The following is a 15,662-nucleotide window of genomic DNA, read 5'->3' on the forward strand; positions in this document are numbered from 1 at the left end:
TTAATACCTGTAGTTGGCCGAATACTTACGTTAGGAAAAAATTTTTCTCCAGTTAGAAAAAAATCGCAGCCCAAGTTGGATTTCGGAAGATTACACAATAACAATAAAAAAGGGCGAACCAAAGTCCGCCCTTTTCTATATTATATATCTGCTATCGTATTATTCAAGAATAACAACACGGTTCAGATAGTTCTTACCGAACATGTTTTCAGTACCACCGAAGCCTACGAGTTCGAGCTGATCACCATTTACGCCTTCAGCAACCAAAGCATCGTAAACAGCTTGTGCACGTTTTTCAGACAACTTCTGGTTCAGAGATACGCTACCAGTAGCCTTATCAGCATAACCAGCAATCTTGTACTTCTTATCCGGATTAGCCTTCAGGATCTTAGCAGCCAACTGGATGTTAACCTTACCGTAGCCGTCGATCTTAGCGCTACCAATCTTGAAGAAGATAGCACGCGGACCAGCAACTTGTACTTCCTTAACAACTTCTTTAACTTCAGGCTTAACGTTAGCCAATGCGTTCTTAGCATCAGCCAAGTCAGCTTGAGCTTTTGCCAATTCGCTTCTGTACTTATTGATTTCTTCGTTGATAGCGTCCTTTTCAATCTTAGAAACCAGCGGAACAAACTTCTTACCACCAAATGTGTAAGCAGCACCGATTGTCAAACGACCAGTAGCTTCTGCTTTGCGGCAATCGCTTGCATCACCGAAGATAGAAGGAGTTACACCAGCACGAGCTTCCAGATTCAAAGCCCACTTGTCAGTAATGTCATAACCCAATCCTAAACCAACTGTGGCACCGAAACGAGCTTTCAAGCCATGTTCTACATAAGTTCTAGAATCCTCACCAGTTGTCGGATTCAATGTAATATTAGTATCAACTGCTTTACCGATATTCATCGTAGGACCACCAAACAGATAAAGGTTGAAAGCACGATCCGGATTATAACCACCAAACAAGTTAATCAGATTCAGCATAGCGTCCAGATTGATTTCACCGAACTTCTTGCAATAACCATAGTAATCGTTATCCTGCTTATCCAGGCTTTGCCACAGTCCACCAATCTGACCACGAACACCCCAAACCGGATTGATATACTTGCCTACTGAAACATTGAAATTGAAAGTCGGAGTATTCATACCATCGTTGAAGACAGCCATACCGCCGACACCAACTCCTACAAAAATATTATCCGAACCTTTCTCGGTATAATATTTATCTTTTTCTTGCGCATTCATTGTCAAGCATGCACCTGCAAGTAACAATGAAGCCATTATAAATTTACTTTTCATTTTTCTCTCGGTTTAAAATATGACTTGACAAACTAATTAATCAGGAATTACGATACCACCACCGGCGTTGCCTGTACCATGACCGTGACCATGGTCATAACCATGACCGTGACCTGCAGGAGCGTGACCGTGACCCGGTATCTGCTGACTATGCTTCAGAGTGAAGAGAGTTGAATACTCTTCTGTAGTAACAGTAGCGATTACCTCTTTAGTAATAGTAGAACGGGTATCCGGAGTTTCTGTCACACGATAGAAAGTGTAAATTGTTTCAATAATAGTATAATCTACAAAAGCAATCGTTCTAGAGTGAGAATAAACAGGAACTTCATTTTTAGTCAACTGATTTTCTACATAAGTCTGATCCAAAGTATTGATAAATCCACCTATTTTACTTATTTCATCAAAATCTGTTGTTTTTATGTCTTTGTTTACAATCTTCGAACCTTGTTTATGAGTATATGTTACACTTCCATACCACCAGAAATCAGATTGATTTTCCAAATAATCAGACTCACCTTTCACATTTATAGTTTTACTTGGTTCTACTTCAATTGAAACGATAGGCTCGCTCGGGTCAACCGGTTCTTCCTGTTCAACAAGTAAAATAGTCGGTGTTAAAGTTGTATATTGTCCAGCAGCCAATGCAGGAACATTTACTGTTACACTTCCTTCAATATCATTATAAGTTGCTGTTACCTTAGAAGTAGTAGCTTCTATTGCGGGAGTTCCTTCGAAAATACCATTATTAGCTGGATCGAATACAATTTCAGCAGATGCAGTTACATCAATCACAGCCACTTTAGTCATATAAAGCACAACCGGTTTTACTTCAACACGTGCATTACCTACTTGCTTTTGCAAAATAATAGTAGGAGACATAGTTGCAGATTGTCCGGCAGCTAAAGCAGGAACATTTACACTAATAGTTGCAGATACACCTTCATAAGTAGCTGTAATTTTGGACAATGTAGCAGCTAATTCAGGAGCACCTTCAAATACACCACCATTTGCAGGATCGAATACGATTTCAGCTTTATCTGTAACGTCTGTTGTTACACCATCTGCAACATAAAGCACAACCGGCTTAATTTCAGCTTTGGCATTTACAGGTGCAGGTGCTTCTTTCTGAAGAATGATAGTAGTACTTAAAGTCAGATATTGACCAGCTTGCAAAGCAGGAACACTAACCTTAGCTGTATTGGTGATACCGTTATAAGAGGCTGTCACCGTAACTTCTTTAGCAGATAATCCTGGATTTCCTGTAAAAGTAGGACCTTCTGAATAAGAAATGGACGCAGCATCTGTTACATCTGTAGTTGAATTCTCATCAACATAAAGTACTGTCGGTCTAATTTCAGCTTGCGCATTAATCGGTTCAACGTTAACGTTGAAATCCTCTTTCTCGCAAGAAGTAAGAGTTGTAGCCAAAGCTACTACGGCCAGCGCAAACATTGCACCAATACCGTTCAAGAATTTCATTCTTTTCATCTCAATAATAAATTAAAAATTTAACAATTCTGACTTAATAAAATATGGATTAAAACTATTTTCTTTCATTATATTATCACTCGCCTCAGCTTTATACTGTTTATAGTATTGCTGTTCGTTACCTGCATTATACAAAATTCCAAAATTCCGCGAGAGCATCACCCTCGGCCAATGTTTAGTTCTTTTATACTTATAGGGAGGCAAGGCGACCTGAAAACGCCAACCACCATTGATATTGATCCCTTTTGCTTTCATCGCATAAAGTCCAATAGAGCAATAGCGAAAATGGCGTATGACTTCAAACTTCGCACCCACTTCCTTCTGCAGATACCGTTCTACCTTCAAGTTAAACTGCGTATTGTATTGAGGCCAATAAAAGCTTCCTCCAAGCGTCCAAGTAAAAGAGATAGTCGGATCGTAATGATAAGTAAATGCATCCCAATAACCGTTTCCGGTAGCTCCAACTCGTGCCAATAGGGAAAAACGCTCGTCTCTAAAACGATATGCCATATCCAAATCGACACCATATTGGTTTGCATTGAAAAATCCCGCCGTCAACTTACCAAAAACATTATATGGCAAGCGAAAACTTTGCGACACCGTCAAATGCCCCGGATGCACCACCTCTTCCAATCGTCCATATCCATCATTATAAACAGGAATCACTAACTGACCAGTAAGTTTCATTCCTTTCCACAACGACACTTCTATCGCTGGACTTAAGTCGAACAACGCCTGATAAATCTGCGTAATAATCAAGTTCTTGAACGACAGTTGAGGATAGACCAAAATATCAACCTTAAACAAAGAACTATTTTTCTTCTTAACCTTCCGCATCTTCTTCCAAGTGCCGCCCAAATCGTAACTTACGTGCCAATCACGGCGTTCACCTGTATATACACTATCTTCCCACACAGGCAGAAAGCAAAGAGAAATCTGAGGGATGTTGTTGTCCAAAACGATAATGCGACAAGGTTTCCCTTCAGGAAGCCCTATTTCACGAATCACATCTACAGCCTTCCCAATCCCCACTCCATTCAAACGGTATGCAGAGTTTTGCAAGGTATATATGCGTTCGTTGCCATCGTCCGCCCATCCAACATTTTCAAAGCCCATCTCAACTAAAGCGTCTACAGTCCTATCCCCATCCTGCGAAAACCCCTTCAAAGGGAATAAACAGAGAAGAAAGAACGCACTATAATAAACTATAAATCCTATAGTTGGGCGCTTAGTTGTATTAGAGCTATTACACCTCATTCGTTTAACTTTCGTATAACAAAAATACGGTGCAAAAATAAATACATTTTTAATAATACCAAAGAAAATCATATGAAAATTGGCCAGTCTGTATCTATTTTTTCACAGATCACATTATTTAGTCATTTAAAGGGAGTACATATCATGTGCTAATGCTATCCGAACCTATTTTTTATTCTAAATATAATCTCTTATACGCATAGCTAATTATTTTCATTTTCCTGATATTCATACAAAACAGTCACTTTATACTGGCCTACCACAACATTCTATCTTGATTTTCTTTTATTTCATTTCATTTTTCTATACGAGCCACAGTTTATTCCTAAACATTCATAAAGCTATTTCTTTTATTCAAAAACAGTGTAACATAAACTGCCTACAATAACATTTTAAGACTCCAACATTAAATATTAGTGCTTTCAATATAATTATTTTCTTCAAAATAGAAGGAGGCAATAATTGCTTTTCACTATGAAACAACTGTTCATACTTTTATGTTCACAGAAGATTCAAAACACTTCATAAAAAAAGCCCGTATTAATATACGAGCTTTACATTATCAATCCAAAGAGTATTCCCTGGAGATCCTATATATGCACCACCATGACTTGAAGTGAATTGGAGCAACAGATGCGTAGGAGTCTCATCAGGCTCTCCCCACGCCACTTCCTTAACCGGAACACTTTCACCCTTACTATTCACTGCATAACGTTCGATTACCTGCAAACGCATCATGTGAGGTTTATACGCAGGATCCCCCGTAATATCACCATACATAATGGCATACGTTGCATTATTGCGCCATTCATCAGTGGTCTTATAATAGCGAACAACCATTGTACCGATACGCTTGGCATAGATATTACCATCTTTATCTTCCCATCGCTTCTGCAAGAAAAGGTTTACCTCAGGAAAGTCTTTTCCCTCCACATCGGTAATGCGACTGAATCCTGTTGCACGAATACGCTTCTCACGGTCGGACATTTTCACTTTATAATCGAACTGAATAGCCACCGGTTTCTTAGTATAAGGTATACCCGAATCCAACATTTTTTGTGGATTCTTCGTTCCTTTGATAGGCTCGTGTACCTCGCCTAAAAACATGGATCCTGCAGCCAGCACAGTAATATCCACCAATCCAAAGACTTTTACACTCTCCATACGTGTATCCATGCGGGCGCAGAAACCATCTCCCCGTTGTTCAGGAAATACAGAGGTATTTGTCTTCGTAATTCCCGCTACACGTGCCATAACATTTGAAGTAGCCCATGGAGAGCCTCCCATATTCTTATATGCGCTATTGTCCGCAATTGTAGTAGTAGGGCCTATAGCATAAACATGTTTGGTCTCTCCACCAATAATACCCGATTCCTTAATCTGACGGTCAATCCACTGATCCATATTGCCAAAGGGAAGCATTTCTGTTGTATGCTGTTGGGCAGATACCATAGGACAGCTCAATGCAAACAACATCCCCCATCCCCATATTTTCTTTTGCAACATAATTCTCCTCCTTTCAATAACAGTTACTTTCTTTAAAGTTCATATCCCCACTGCTTCAACGCAAATCCCCAATTGTCCTGGACAAGCTGCACAGTGCGGTCATCATACTTATATTTATTCTTCTTATAACCCTTCTTTCCGCCTACATACTTTTCAATATCAGCACGCGAAGCAGCAAAACCTGGTATATTCAGTTCTTTATAGATATGTTCTGTCATCCCCATAGCATCAGCCTCGAAATCCTCAAATTTCACTTCAATCAGGTTGCCTGCAGGAATACACGACTTATCAGCCTCGTATTTATGATACAACTTGGCATATATCGACAATATATTCTGTTCGAGTTGTTCATTGCTGATATCCTGTAGTTTCAAAGGCTGAATTGTATTGGTAAAGAAACTACGCGTACTCTCGAAAACAGTATAAGGATTACGCATCAGATAGATAAATTTCGCATTGGGAAACATTTTCACCAATTCCTTTACACGTCCTGTATGAGGCGGATTCTTACTCAAGAACTGGGTACCATGGGTATTCCACAACGAAATCTTTATCAACTTGACAAAAGTCTCCTCAAAAACTTTCAATTCGGCATCTGTTATGTCGTCAAAAAGAAGATACTTGTCGGCATATTCTTGCTGATATTTTGGAAGAAACCAAAAGTTATAATAGGTATAGGGCATCATATTGGCCAAGGCAAACTCTTCTTCCTGAGGAAGATCGACAGCCAACTCCATATTATCAGTCGGACGTTTATCGGGCATCAGCCAGCTCATATTCTTCTTGAAAAAAGGCTGCCCCCACATCATCAGATGTGGAAATACTGTCTGATAAGTTGTATTGTAGCCAAAATGCTTATCGCACGAAAAAACGTTGTGAACAAAAGTAGTCCCACTGCGCCAATGTCCCAAGATAAATACAGGATCGTGCTCCAACGGTTTGTCGGCCAGCATCTTCTCATAGCGTCGGTCTTGCAAAGCGGACAACGGAGACAGCAAACGGCATACCGCCTTCGTCAAACGATACTTACCTTTATATGCAGCATCTATTTCCCTGCCTTCTGTTATGTCCTTAAAAGTCTTCCAGTCAGCACCTACCAATGTATTTATTGGTAATTTACTGAATTCTAATAATCCCATAAACTTTTCCTTATTTAATGACTTTTACTTCAATGCCTTGACGCTCCAGTTCTTTTACAGCCTTTTCGATGACTTCATATTGATCGGAAGCGATTCCCATCTTGGGCAAATTCAATACAGGTACCGATTCGTCCAGATGCATGTCCTTATCCTCTATCCGATCGATAATCATGCCGACTGCACTCGTATTGTTACTGATCGGATCAATCAGAATAAAAGAACCTGTAGCCTTGTTTTTCGAGTAAGGGTCGAAAAAGAGTTCTTTAGCCGTAGTCAATACCACACGTGCTATCTGATTCAACTGCATAGGCTCGTCTTTCTTGTCCAGTTGCCCGTTTTCTACAGAAAGATGTTCCATCGTATTGACATCTACCTTATACTTGATATTATCAATGCGTGTACGGCTCAAATTGGTAGTTTGTTTAATGAAAAACGATTTATTCATGTCCATCGGTTCTTCATCCATCCACACCATCATGGCTTCGAAATTGCGGTCCATAATAGGCATATTATCAGGATGAACCAGCATTTCACCTCTCGAAACATCAATTTCATCTTCTAAAGTAAGTGTTACCGACTGAGGAGGAAAAGCATACTCTAAATCTCCGTCATAAGTAACAATGCTCTTGATACGTGACTTTTTACCTGAAGGCAAAGCCATAACTTCATCTCCCTTGCGAACAACTCCCGAAGCAACCTTACCACTGAATCCCCGGAAATCAAGATTTGGACGCAATACATACTGAACAGGGAAGCGGAAATCATTCAAATTATGATCATTGTCAATATGCACCGTTTCCAAGAAGTCGAGCAAAGAGGTACCCTGATACCAAGGAGTACGTTCTGATTTTACAACCACATTATCACCTTCCAAAGCAGAAAGTGGAATACATGTCACATCAGGAATACCCAATGGAGTAACAAAGTCGAGATAGTCTTTCACAATCTTGTCGAAACACTCTTTCGAAAAGCCTACAAGGTCCATCTTGTTCACCGCCAATACTACATGTTTGATGCCCAGCAGAGAGACCAAAAAAGTATGTCGACGCGTCTGAGTAATAACGCCCGTGCGTGCATCGACCAAAATAATCGCAAGATTGGCAGTAGATCCGCCTGTAATCATATTACGAGTATATTGTTCATGCCCCGGAGTATCGGCAATGATAAACTTTCGATTGTTGGTAGAAAAATAGCGATAGGCCACATCGATGGTAATACCCTGCTCGCGCTCTGCCTTCAATCCATCTAGCAACAAAGCATAATCTATGTGCTCGCCAGCATTTCCCATTCTCTTGCTGTCACGCTCCAAAGCATCAAGTTGGTCTTCGTACAATTTCTTACTGTCGAACAAAAGCCGGCCTATCAAGGTAGACTTCCCGTCGTCTACCGAACCTGCGGTTAAGAAACGAAGCAGATCTTTCTGTTCATCCTTATCCAAGAATGCCTTTATATCTAAATTATTCTCCATTTTCTTTCATCTTAATAGCCAAAATCCTTAAAAATAACCTTCGCGTTTCTTCTGCTCCATGCTGGCTTCCTGATCGAAGTCTATCACACGTGTAGTACGTTCGCTCTTGGTAGTAGTCATCATCTCTTCTACGATTTTCTCTATCGTATCAGCATTACTTTCTACCGCGCCTGTCAACGGCCAACAGCCCAACGTACGGAAGCGCACCATACGCATCTTGATTTTATCGCGATATTGTTCGGGTAAGCGGTCGTCGTCGGCCATAATCAGATTACCGTCTATCTCTACACAAGGACGTTCCTTGGCGAAATACAAAGGCACAATAGGAATATTCTCCAAACGGATATATTGCCAGATGTCTAACTCCGTCCAGTTGCTCAATGGGAAGACACGAATACTCTCGCCTTTATGCACACGGGCATTATATATATCCCACAATTCGGGTCGTTGATTCTTCGGATCCCACTGATGGAAGCGGTCACGGAAAGAAAAGATACGCTCTTTGGCACGCGACTTTTCCTCATCACGACGTGCTCCACCAAATGCTGCATCGAATTTATACTTATCGAGCGCATGAAGCAAAGCCTGCGTTTTCATCAAGTCGGTATGCACCTTACTACCGTGCGTAAAGGGGCCTACTCCTGCCCGGAAAGCCTCCATATTGCTCTCAACAATCAGATTCCATCCGTACTTCTTGGCATATTCATCGCGGAACTGGATCATTTCCTTAAACTTCCACTTCGAGTCGATATGCATCAGCGGGAAGGGTACCTTACCCGGATAAAAAGCCTTCTCGGCCAAACGAACCATGACGGACGAATCCTTACCGATGCTATATAACATCACAGGATTCTCGAACTCGGCAGCCACTTCACGTATGATGTGAATCGATTCAGCCTCAAGTTCCTTCAAATGACTTAACTTATAACTTTCTTCCATTTTATACTATTTCTTCTGAATTCTTGGTAAAACAAGCTCCAACAGGCGATTGACCGACTCTTCCAGGCTCAACAACGATGTGTCGAGTGTCAGAGCTGGATGCACCGGTGCTTCAAATGGAGCAGATATTCCTGTAAAGTTTTTAATCTCACCACGGCGTGCTTTGGCATAAAGCCCTTTGACATCCCGCCGTTCACACTCCTCAAGCGGAGTGCTAACATATATCTCCAGAAAGTCTTCCTTTCCTATAATGTTGGCAGCCATTTCGCGAATATCATTGTTAGGGCTGATAAAAGCGGCGATTGTCACAATGCCCGTATCAATAAACAGTTTGGATACCTCAGCTATACGACGGATGTTTTCCACCCGATCTGCCTCCGAAAAACCCAGATTGTTATTAATACCCGAACGGATGTTATCACCATCCAATATGCGACACAGTAACCCTCGCTTGTGCAATTCACGCTCCAACGCTATGGCAATGGTACTTTTACCCGATCCGCTCAGGCCTGTAAACCAAACCATCACCCCGTGTTGTCTTAAAAGCGATTCTTTATCCTGCCTTGTCAGCATTCTGTCAAAGATAGGATATATATGATTTTCATCCTCTGTCATAATCCTTACGAATTAAAATGGCCAAATCAATGGCACAAGAAAAATTGAAATTAAGAATGTAATAATATTCAATGGTAAACCAATACGTACAAAATCTGTAAACTTATAATTTCCTATACCTTGCACAATCAGGTTAGTCTGATATCCAATCGGAGTAGAGAAACTGGCCGACGCTGCCATACAGATCACAACAAAAAATGGCATCGGATCGACTCCCAATTGAGAAGAAATAGACAATGCTAACGGAAATGCCAAAGCCGCCGCCGCATTATTAGTAATCAGTTCTGTAAACAAATTCGTTATGATGAACACTGCTGCCAGTAATACTTGAGGACCATAATGCTCGGTCATACCTATGATATAGCTTGCCACCGCATCAGCCACTCCCGAATTGACCATTGCCTTGCTGATCGCAAAAGCACAAGCAATCGTTATCAGGATATCCCACGAAATGTACTTCGTATATTTGCGAGCAGGGAAAATCTTCGTCCATGCCATAATAATAGTAGTCACAGAAACAAAGAAGAACATATCTAATTTTATTTCAGGAAACATTTCTTTCACAATAGGCAATTCGCCTACGGTAGCTCCTACAATCATCAGAATCAACAACGTCAGGGCAAACCACCGTTTCCTTTTGCTAGGAACAGGCTCTGTATCTTTGCCATTGGCCAAGAGCACAAAGACTGAAGATTCACCCCACGTCTGCACAAACGAGTCATCGGCCATCAACACAAGCGTATCTCCTTCACGAAAATGTTCTCCTTCCAGATTTCGGGCAATGCTCTGGCCATTACGCTTTATTTCCTTGACCTCCGCGCCATAATGCCGTTTGAAGTTGAAGTCCTTTAACTTTTTATTAATACCAGGGAAACGAGCGCCCAACACGACCTCGACAGTATGCAAATCACTGTTATGTTCTTCGGCCTCTTCTTCATCCTTCACAGCATCTTTACGCGTATCTGGCAATAGTTTAGAAGAGAAAAGCAACAGATAAATGATTCCTGCCACTGCAATGAATATACCTACTTTTCCCAACTCAAACATCGTAAATCCTTCGTGCCCCGACTCAAGTATCATACCATGCACTACCAGATTTGTCGACGTACCTATCAACGTACAGATACCTCCTAAAATCGTAACATAAGAAAGCGGTATCAGAAATTTCGTAGCAGGCAATTTCACCGATTCGGCCCAACGCTTAATAATAGGTGCAAAAATAACCACTACCGGTGTGTTATTCAAAAAAGCCGATATAAATGATATGGTAGGCAACATACGCAATTGTGCCTTGAAAACAGTGGTTTTCCCCTGTGGAAGCAATCGTTTGATAAGCTGCCCCAATGCACCCGACTGACGAATTCCTTCACTTACCAGAAAAAGCATCGCTACCGTTATCATCCCTTTGTTACTGAAACCTTCAAGCATTTCTTTCGGAGTCAGAATACCTGCACAAAGGAATAATACGACAACTGAAAATAAGATCATGCCCGGGCGCATTTTATCCAACACCAAGGCAATCACCATCCCAACCAGGGCCAAAAGCACAAATGCAATTTCAAATGTCATACAATCACTATTTTATTTCACGTTCATGTTTCTTCTCTACCACAAACCAAGGATTAAGCAAATCCTGTTTATTGTATTGCAAAGGAAGATCGGTTTCTGCCTGATAAACTTCCATTCCTGCAGCGCTTGCAATGGCATGTCCGGCAGCAGTATCCCATTCCATTGTAGGGGCAAAACGCGGATATACATCAGCACGACCTTCGGCAACCAGACATATCTTCAGCGAGCTACCTATCGATACCAGTTCCAAATCGCCATGCACGGCACGCATTTTATCGATATAATTTTCGGTTTCGGAAGTCAGATGAGAGCGAGATGCCACCATCACAAAATTGGTACGAGAAATGCTTTTATCCGGCAAACGCACGGCTTCGCTTGTCAAGTCGTCCAAGCTTTTGTGATCCAAGTCTTCTATTCCTTCTATCTTATAAGCTCCCAATGTATCTTCCGCAAAATAAAGAACTTTCTTCACTGGAACATAAATGACTCCCATCACAGGTTTTCCTTTAGAGACCAACGCTATATTTACCGTAAACTCTCCATTTCTCTTGATAAACTCCTTAGTTCCATCAAGTGGATCCACAATCCACAAAGTCTCCCAGCCGTTTCTCATTTCAAAAGGCAAACTTTTACCTTCTTCGCTCAATATAGGGAAAGGAGTATCTTTCAAGATTTCCACAATTGTCTCGTGAGCTTTTCTGTCGGCTATCGTTAAAGGTGAATTATCTGCTTTCCTCTCGACCTGAAAATCCGATGACGGATCATTATAAATGGAGAGTATCTGTCCTCCTGCCCGCAAGGCAGCTTCAATAGCGTTCAAAATATAGTGTTGTTCCATCGCTTTCATATCTTATTCTATGATAAAGCACAAAAGTAGAAAACTTTCCCCGTAAGGAAAGTTTTCTACTTCATTTTATAACTTCTTTTAATATTATACAAACTCTTGTGCTGCCTTGGTATCATTGAGCCTCAGCCCATTCCTTAGCACCACGCTCCTTCAGCTTGGCAGTAAAGGCACGTGCTTTCTCCATTGCTGCTTTTTCATCTTCAGGAGAAGCATAAGCATGTTTGTAGCCCTTGATTTTATCCCATTCGCCACGGGTGAAATCGGGTATTGCTACCGAAGCACAATTGTTATCCATTGACAACTCGCCCAATTCGGCCAAACAGCACCATTCTGCCAGATCGTATACATCCATATCCAGCGGCAAACCGTTTTGGAGGCAATATACCAAACGGCTATCCATAATAAAGTCCATACCTCCATGTCCACCAACTTCTTTTGCCATTTCACCATATTTCTTCAGGATAGGATGCTGATATTTTTCTACCAATGCATCCATTTCTGCTTTCGGCATAAAACCATGTGAATTCAGATTATCCACCTTCGGAGCAACGCCTGATGCCTTCATCTGGTCAGCATCCAACGCATATCCTTCAACCGGATATTTATTGGCGAAGCCCTTGGTTCCTGTCAGCTGATAGAGACGATTGTAAGGCTGCGGCGTCATCACGTTATGTTGAATTTCGATCACCTTGCCTTTTTCCGTACGAATCAATGTTGTTGTGTGATCACCATTGCGGAAGTCTTCGCACGGCTGTTTTGTTCTTTCCTCTACTAACGCCTTACCTACCACCGACTTCGTATCCATAGCAACCAGCGTTTTCATACGATCGCCACGATGAATATCCAATGCTTGTGCTACTGGGCCCAGACCATGTGTCGGGTATACATCACCACGATGTTTCATATTATACTCCAAGCGCCAGCCCAACTTATCGCTTTCTCCATTCTTCCAATAATAATCCCAGAAAGCGTCCAGATTGTGAATGTATGCTCCCTGCGCACGGATCACTTCACCAAACACGCCCTGCTGAGCCATGTTAAGCGTATTCATTTCGAACCAGTCGTAGCAACAATTCTCCAATATCATACAATGCTTGCGTGTTTTCTCGCTCATATCAATCAGTGTCCAGCAATCTTTCAGATTCATCGCCGAGGGCACTTCTATCGCCACATTCTTTCCATTCTCCATCGCACACAATGCTACGGGGAAATGATGAAGCCAGTCGGTAGCAATATAAACCAAGTCGATATCATCACGCTTGCACAATTCTTCATAGCCTTTCTCGCCATAATAAACAGCGGCTTTCGGCATTGATGCATTCTTCAAGTATTTCTGGCAAGCTTCTGCTCTTTCTTTCTCATAGTCGCACAGGGCTACAATCTCCACACCCGGGATGTATGTAAAGCGCTCTACTGCACCAGGGCCACGCATACCCAATCCAACGAAACCTACACGTACAACTTCCATTTTCGGAAGAGCCAGACCAATCACACTCTGTTGTCCTGCCGGACGCTCAGGAGTCTCAACCACAATAGTACCTTTATCCCAGCTCCATTTTGTACCATTTTCCGATACTTGCTGTTCTGCTGTTTTCGTGTTATTGCAAGCAGTTAATGCCAAGCATGCACACAACACCAAAAAACCGATTTTTCTCATACAAATTTATTTTTTAGGGTGAATAATCAAACAACTGCCAAAAATACGTTTTTTTTCTTAAATACAGAATTATTAGAAAATAAAAAAGCGGCAACTTCCCAGTCACCGCCCCGATATGAAAGGTTTTCAACCCTTTCTATAAAATTACCAAAAAGAATTTCTGTTATTAGTTGATGCGATACAGCAACCAAGATCCTTGGAAATCATCACGATTAGGATACTTAGCCTTGAAAGCGTCGCGAGCCTTAGCGGCCGATGCTCTGTCGGCAAATGTGCTTACAACAACACGATACATAGCTTTCTCCGAATTGAATACAATGATAGCGTTATATCCTTCTTTATCCAAGAAGCTCTTCAGATTATCCGCATTGGCTTTTACTCCAAAGCTTCCGCACACTACGCTGTAATCCTTTAAGCCATTTTCATTGCCTGTTACAACTGTAACTTTCTCCTGACGTACATCAGCCGCCGGTGCACTTTCTACCACCTTCGTTTCTACAGGGGCGCTTACCACCGGAGCAACTTCTTCTGCCGGAGTTACATTCTGGCTATCAGCCAATTCCTGCTGTTTAGCTTTCTCGTAGGCCTTTTTATAAGCACTTTCACTCGACTTACAGGAGGAGAATGCCAATAGCACGCACACTCCCATACCTAAAACTGCTAATTTTCTCATCTTCTTATAGTTTTTTATTTAATAACAATCATCCTTAGTGTTCAAAATTGGCGGCAAATTAATAGAAAAATCGCCATCTTTCAAAGGATAATGCACAAAAAGTGCAAAGTTCCTTCATTTAAGGAGCAAAGGTACGCCAATAACCTCAAATGCAGGTATGGCAATCCCGTTAAATAACATTAAACATAAGCAGAACTTACAAATCTGCCACAAAAAAACGACCGAAACAGAAGAAACTTCAAAAAAAAACATTAGTTTTGTAGCTATAGAAACCTAATAAAAAGAAAGGAGTATAGTATGAAAGGATTAAATGTTTTAGCAGCTTTTTTAGGCGGTGCAGTAGTAGGTGCAGCCGTTGGTATTCTATTCGCTCCGGAAAAGGGAGAAGACACCCGTCAGAAGATTGCAGATATTCTGCGTAAGAAGGGCATCCGCCTGAATCGAAACGAAATGGAAGATCTGGTCGACGAAATTGCTTCTGAAATAAAAGCAGAGGCAGCTGAATAAGAATCATTCTAATAAAAGACAAAAGCCATCATGTTTGCAGACGATAAAAGCATTGAAAACATACAGCAACTGTTTATTGAGTTCAAGAAATATCTGGAGTTGCAAAAGCAATACACCAAGCTGGAGATCACCGAAAAGCTGACCGTATTGCTTTCCACGCTCATACTGGTGCTGACGGTTATCATACTAGGCATGGTGGCTTTGTTTTACCTATCCTTCACAATCGCCTACATGCTGACTCCCTACGTGGGAGGCGTAACGACAAGCTTCGGCATCATCGCTTGCTTCCACGTTCTGCTCATCGTGCTGCTTATCAGCTTCCGAAAAACGATCATCATCAACCCCATGCTGAAGTTTATCGCAGGGCTATTCTTTGACAAAACAACCAATAACGACAAATAACAGGCTATGGATCAAAACAATACACCCACCCCTCCGCTGACACTCGAAAGCATCGCACAGCAGAAGAAAGAACTGCGCCAGGCCATTCTTCAGCAAAAAGAGGTTATGACTGAGCTAACCCGCAGCCTCGTTGCACCACTTGCCCCTGCCACAAGCAAGACGGGCGCCATCATGCGAGCCTTCAATACGGGCATGGCTGTATTCGACGGAGCCATGATGGGGCTGAAGCTCATGAAAAGGCTCAGAAGATTCTTAAGAAAATACTAAGAAACTGTTTTGAATTGATTTAAGAATAA

General features: G+C 41.6%; 15 protein-coding genes. 3 read left to right on the forward strand and 12 right to left on the reverse strand.

Translation table 11 applies throughout. The features are described 5' to 3' along the window. Positions 1-159 precede the first annotated feature (159 nt). From QVP67_RS07495 to QVP67_RS07550, 12 genes are all read right to left on the reverse strand, one after another. The gene (locus tag QVP67_RS07495) at positions 160-1,299 is read right to left on the reverse strand and encodes an OmpA family protein (RefSeq protein WP_022162952.1); all 1,140 of its coding nucleotides are present in this window, start codon (positions 1,297-1,299) and stop codon (positions 160-162) included. A 36-nt stretch (positions 1,300-1,335) separates the two neighbouring features. Beyond that, on the reverse strand, positions 1,336-2,787 hold the full coding sequence (locus tag QVP67_RS07500) for a DUF3869 domain-containing protein (RefSeq protein WP_022162953.1): 1,452 nt from the start codon (positions 2,785-2,787) through the stop codon (positions 1,336-1,338). Positions 2,788-2,799: 12 nt separating this feature from the next. Further along, entirely contained in the window at positions 2,800-4,044 is a 1,245-nt protein-coding gene (locus QVP67_RS07505) for a hypothetical protein (protein WP_022162954.1), read from the reverse strand. 540 nt (positions 4,045-4,584) lie between these two features. Next, complete coding sequence (locus tag QVP67_RS07510; protein ID WP_022162955.1) at positions 4,585-5,550, reverse strand: PCMD domain-containing protein; 966 nt, start codon at positions 5,548-5,550, stop codon at positions 4,585-4,587. A 32-nt stretch (positions 5,551-5,582) separates the two neighbouring features. Further along, complete coding sequence (locus QVP67_RS07515) at positions 5,583-6,689, reverse strand: sulfotransferase family protein (RefSeq protein WP_022162956.1); 1,107 nt, start codon at positions 6,687-6,689, stop codon at positions 5,583-5,585. Positions 6,690-6,699: 10 nt separating this feature from the next. Then, the gene (gene cysN / locus QVP67_RS07520) at positions 6,700-8,157 is read right to left on the reverse strand and encodes a sulfate adenylyltransferase subunit CysN (protein ID WP_022162957.1); all 1,458 of its coding nucleotides are present in this window, start codon (positions 8,155-8,157) and stop codon (positions 6,700-6,702) included. Between the two features lie 27 nt (positions 8,158-8,184). After that, positions 8,185-9,096 carry a sulfate adenylyltransferase subunit CysD gene (gene cysD / locus QVP67_RS07525; protein WP_022162958.1) on the reverse strand — a complete coding sequence of 304 codons (912 nt, stop codon included), beginning with the start codon at positions 9,094-9,096 and terminating at the stop codon, positions 8,185-8,187. A gap of 6 nt (positions 9,097-9,102) precedes the next feature. Further along, complete coding sequence (cysC, locus tag QVP67_RS07530; RefSeq protein ID WP_022162959.1) at positions 9,103-9,711, reverse strand: adenylyl-sulfate kinase; 609 nt, start codon at positions 9,709-9,711, stop codon at positions 9,103-9,105. Between the two features lie 12 nt (positions 9,712-9,723). Continuing rightward, positions 9,724-11,280 (reverse strand): SLC13 family permease, encoded by a 1,557-nt coding sequence (locus QVP67_RS07535; protein WP_022162960.1) that lies wholly within the window; start codon positions 11,278-11,280, stop codon positions 9,724-9,726. Positions 11,281-11,287: 7 nt separating this feature from the next. Continuing rightward, the gene (gene cysQ, locus QVP67_RS07540) at positions 11,288-12,118 is read right to left on the reverse strand and encodes a 3'(2'),5'-bisphosphate nucleotidase CysQ (RefSeq protein WP_022162961.1); all 831 of its coding nucleotides are present in this window, start codon (positions 12,116-12,118) and stop codon (positions 11,288-11,290) included. Between the two features lie 121 nt (positions 12,119-12,239). After that, the gene (locus tag QVP67_RS07545; protein ID WP_022162962.1) at positions 12,240-13,784 is read right to left on the reverse strand and encodes a Gfo/Idh/MocA family oxidoreductase; all 1,545 of its coding nucleotides are present in this window, start codon (positions 13,782-13,784) and stop codon (positions 12,240-12,242) included. A 166-nt stretch (positions 13,785-13,950) separates the two neighbouring features. After that, positions 13,951-14,457, reverse strand: a complete 507-nt coding sequence (locus QVP67_RS07550; protein WP_022162963.1) for an SPOR domain-containing protein — start codon at positions 14,455-14,457, stop codon at positions 13,951-13,953. 297 nt (positions 14,458-14,754) lie between these two features. Between QVP67_RS07550 and QVP67_RS07555 the strand changes: the two genes are divergently transcribed. Genes QVP67_RS07555 through QVP67_RS07565 form a run of 3 tightly spaced genes read left to right on the forward strand, consistent with a single transcriptional unit; the run spans position 14,755 to position 15,633 of the window. Next, positions 14,755-14,964: a YtxH domain-containing protein gene (locus QVP67_RS07555; protein WP_022162965.1), complete on the forward strand. Its 210-nt coding sequence runs from the start codon at positions 14,755-14,757 to the stop codon at positions 14,962-14,964. Between the two features lie 30 nt (positions 14,965-14,994). Then, positions 14,995-15,366, forward strand: a complete 372-nt coding sequence (locus QVP67_RS07560) for a phage holin family protein (protein WP_022162966.1) — start codon at positions 14,995-14,997, stop codon at positions 15,364-15,366. A gap of 6 nt (positions 15,367-15,372) precedes the next feature. Next, positions 15,373-15,633, forward strand: a complete 261-nt coding sequence (locus QVP67_RS07565) for a hypothetical protein (RefSeq protein WP_022162967.1) — start codon at positions 15,373-15,375, stop codon at positions 15,631-15,633. Positions 15,634-15,662 lie beyond the last annotated feature (29 nt).

The organism is Bacteroides sp. CAG:633, assembly GCF_000435115.1.
Lineage (GTDB): Bacteria > Bacteroidota > Bacteroidia > Bacteroidales > Bacteroidaceae > Bacteroides > Bacteroides ndongoniae.

Excerpts from the sequence above, each read along its gene's own strand:
- QVP67_RS07495 (WP_022162952.1), bottom strand. The coding sequence starts at position 1,299 with ATGAAAAGTAAATTTATAATGGCTTCATTGTTACTTGCAGGTGCATGC.
- QVP67_RS07500 (WP_022162953.1), bottom strand. The coding sequence starts at position 2,787 with ATGAAAAGAATGAAATTCTTGAACGGTATTGGTGCAATGTTTGCGCTG.
- QVP67_RS07505 (WP_022162954.1), bottom strand. The coding sequence starts at position 4,044 with ATGAGGTGTAATAGCTCTAATACAACTAAGCGCCCAACTATAGGATTT.
- QVP67_RS07510 (WP_022162955.1), bottom strand. The coding sequence starts at position 5,550 with ATGTTGCAAAAGAAAATATGGGGATGGGGGATGTTGTTTGCATTGAGC.
- QVP67_RS07515 (WP_022162956.1), bottom strand. The coding sequence starts at position 6,689 with ATGGGATTATTAGAATTCAGTAAATTACCAATAAATACATTGGTAGGT.
- cysN (WP_022162957.1), bottom strand. The coding sequence starts at position 8,157 with ATGGAGAATAATTTAGATATAAAGGCATTCTTGGATAAGGATGAACAG.
- cysD (WP_022162958.1), bottom strand. The coding sequence starts at position 9,096 with ATGGAAGAAAGTTATAAGTTAAGTCATTTGAAGGAACTTGAGGCTGAA.
- cysC (WP_022162959.1), bottom strand. The coding sequence starts at position 9,711 with ATGACAGAGGATGAAAATCATATATATCCTATCTTTGACAGAATGCTG.
- QVP67_RS07535 (WP_022162960.1), bottom strand. The coding sequence starts at position 11,280 with ATGACATTTGAAATTGCATTTGTGCTTTTGGCCCTGGTTGGGATGGTG.
- cysQ (WP_022162961.1), bottom strand. The coding sequence starts at position 12,118 with ATGGAACAACACTATATTTTGAACGCTATTGAAGCTGCCTTGCGGGCA.
- QVP67_RS07545 (WP_022162962.1), bottom strand. The coding sequence starts at position 13,784 with ATGAGAAAAATCGGTTTTTTGGTGTTGTGTGCATGCTTGGCATTAACT.
- QVP67_RS07550 (WP_022162963.1), bottom strand. The coding sequence starts at position 14,457 with ATGAGAAAATTAGCAGTTTTAGGTATGGGAGTGTGCGTGCTATTGGCA.
- QVP67_RS07555 (WP_022162965.1), top strand. The coding sequence starts at position 14,755 with ATGAAAGGATTAAATGTTTTAGCAGCTTTTTTAGGCGGTGCAGTAGTA.
- QVP67_RS07560 (WP_022162966.1), top strand. The coding sequence starts at position 14,995 with ATGTTTGCAGACGATAAAAGCATTGAAAACATACAGCAACTGTTTATT.
- QVP67_RS07565 (WP_022162967.1), top strand. The coding sequence starts at position 15,373 with ATGGATCAAAACAATACACCCACCCCTCCGCTGACACTCGAAAGCATC.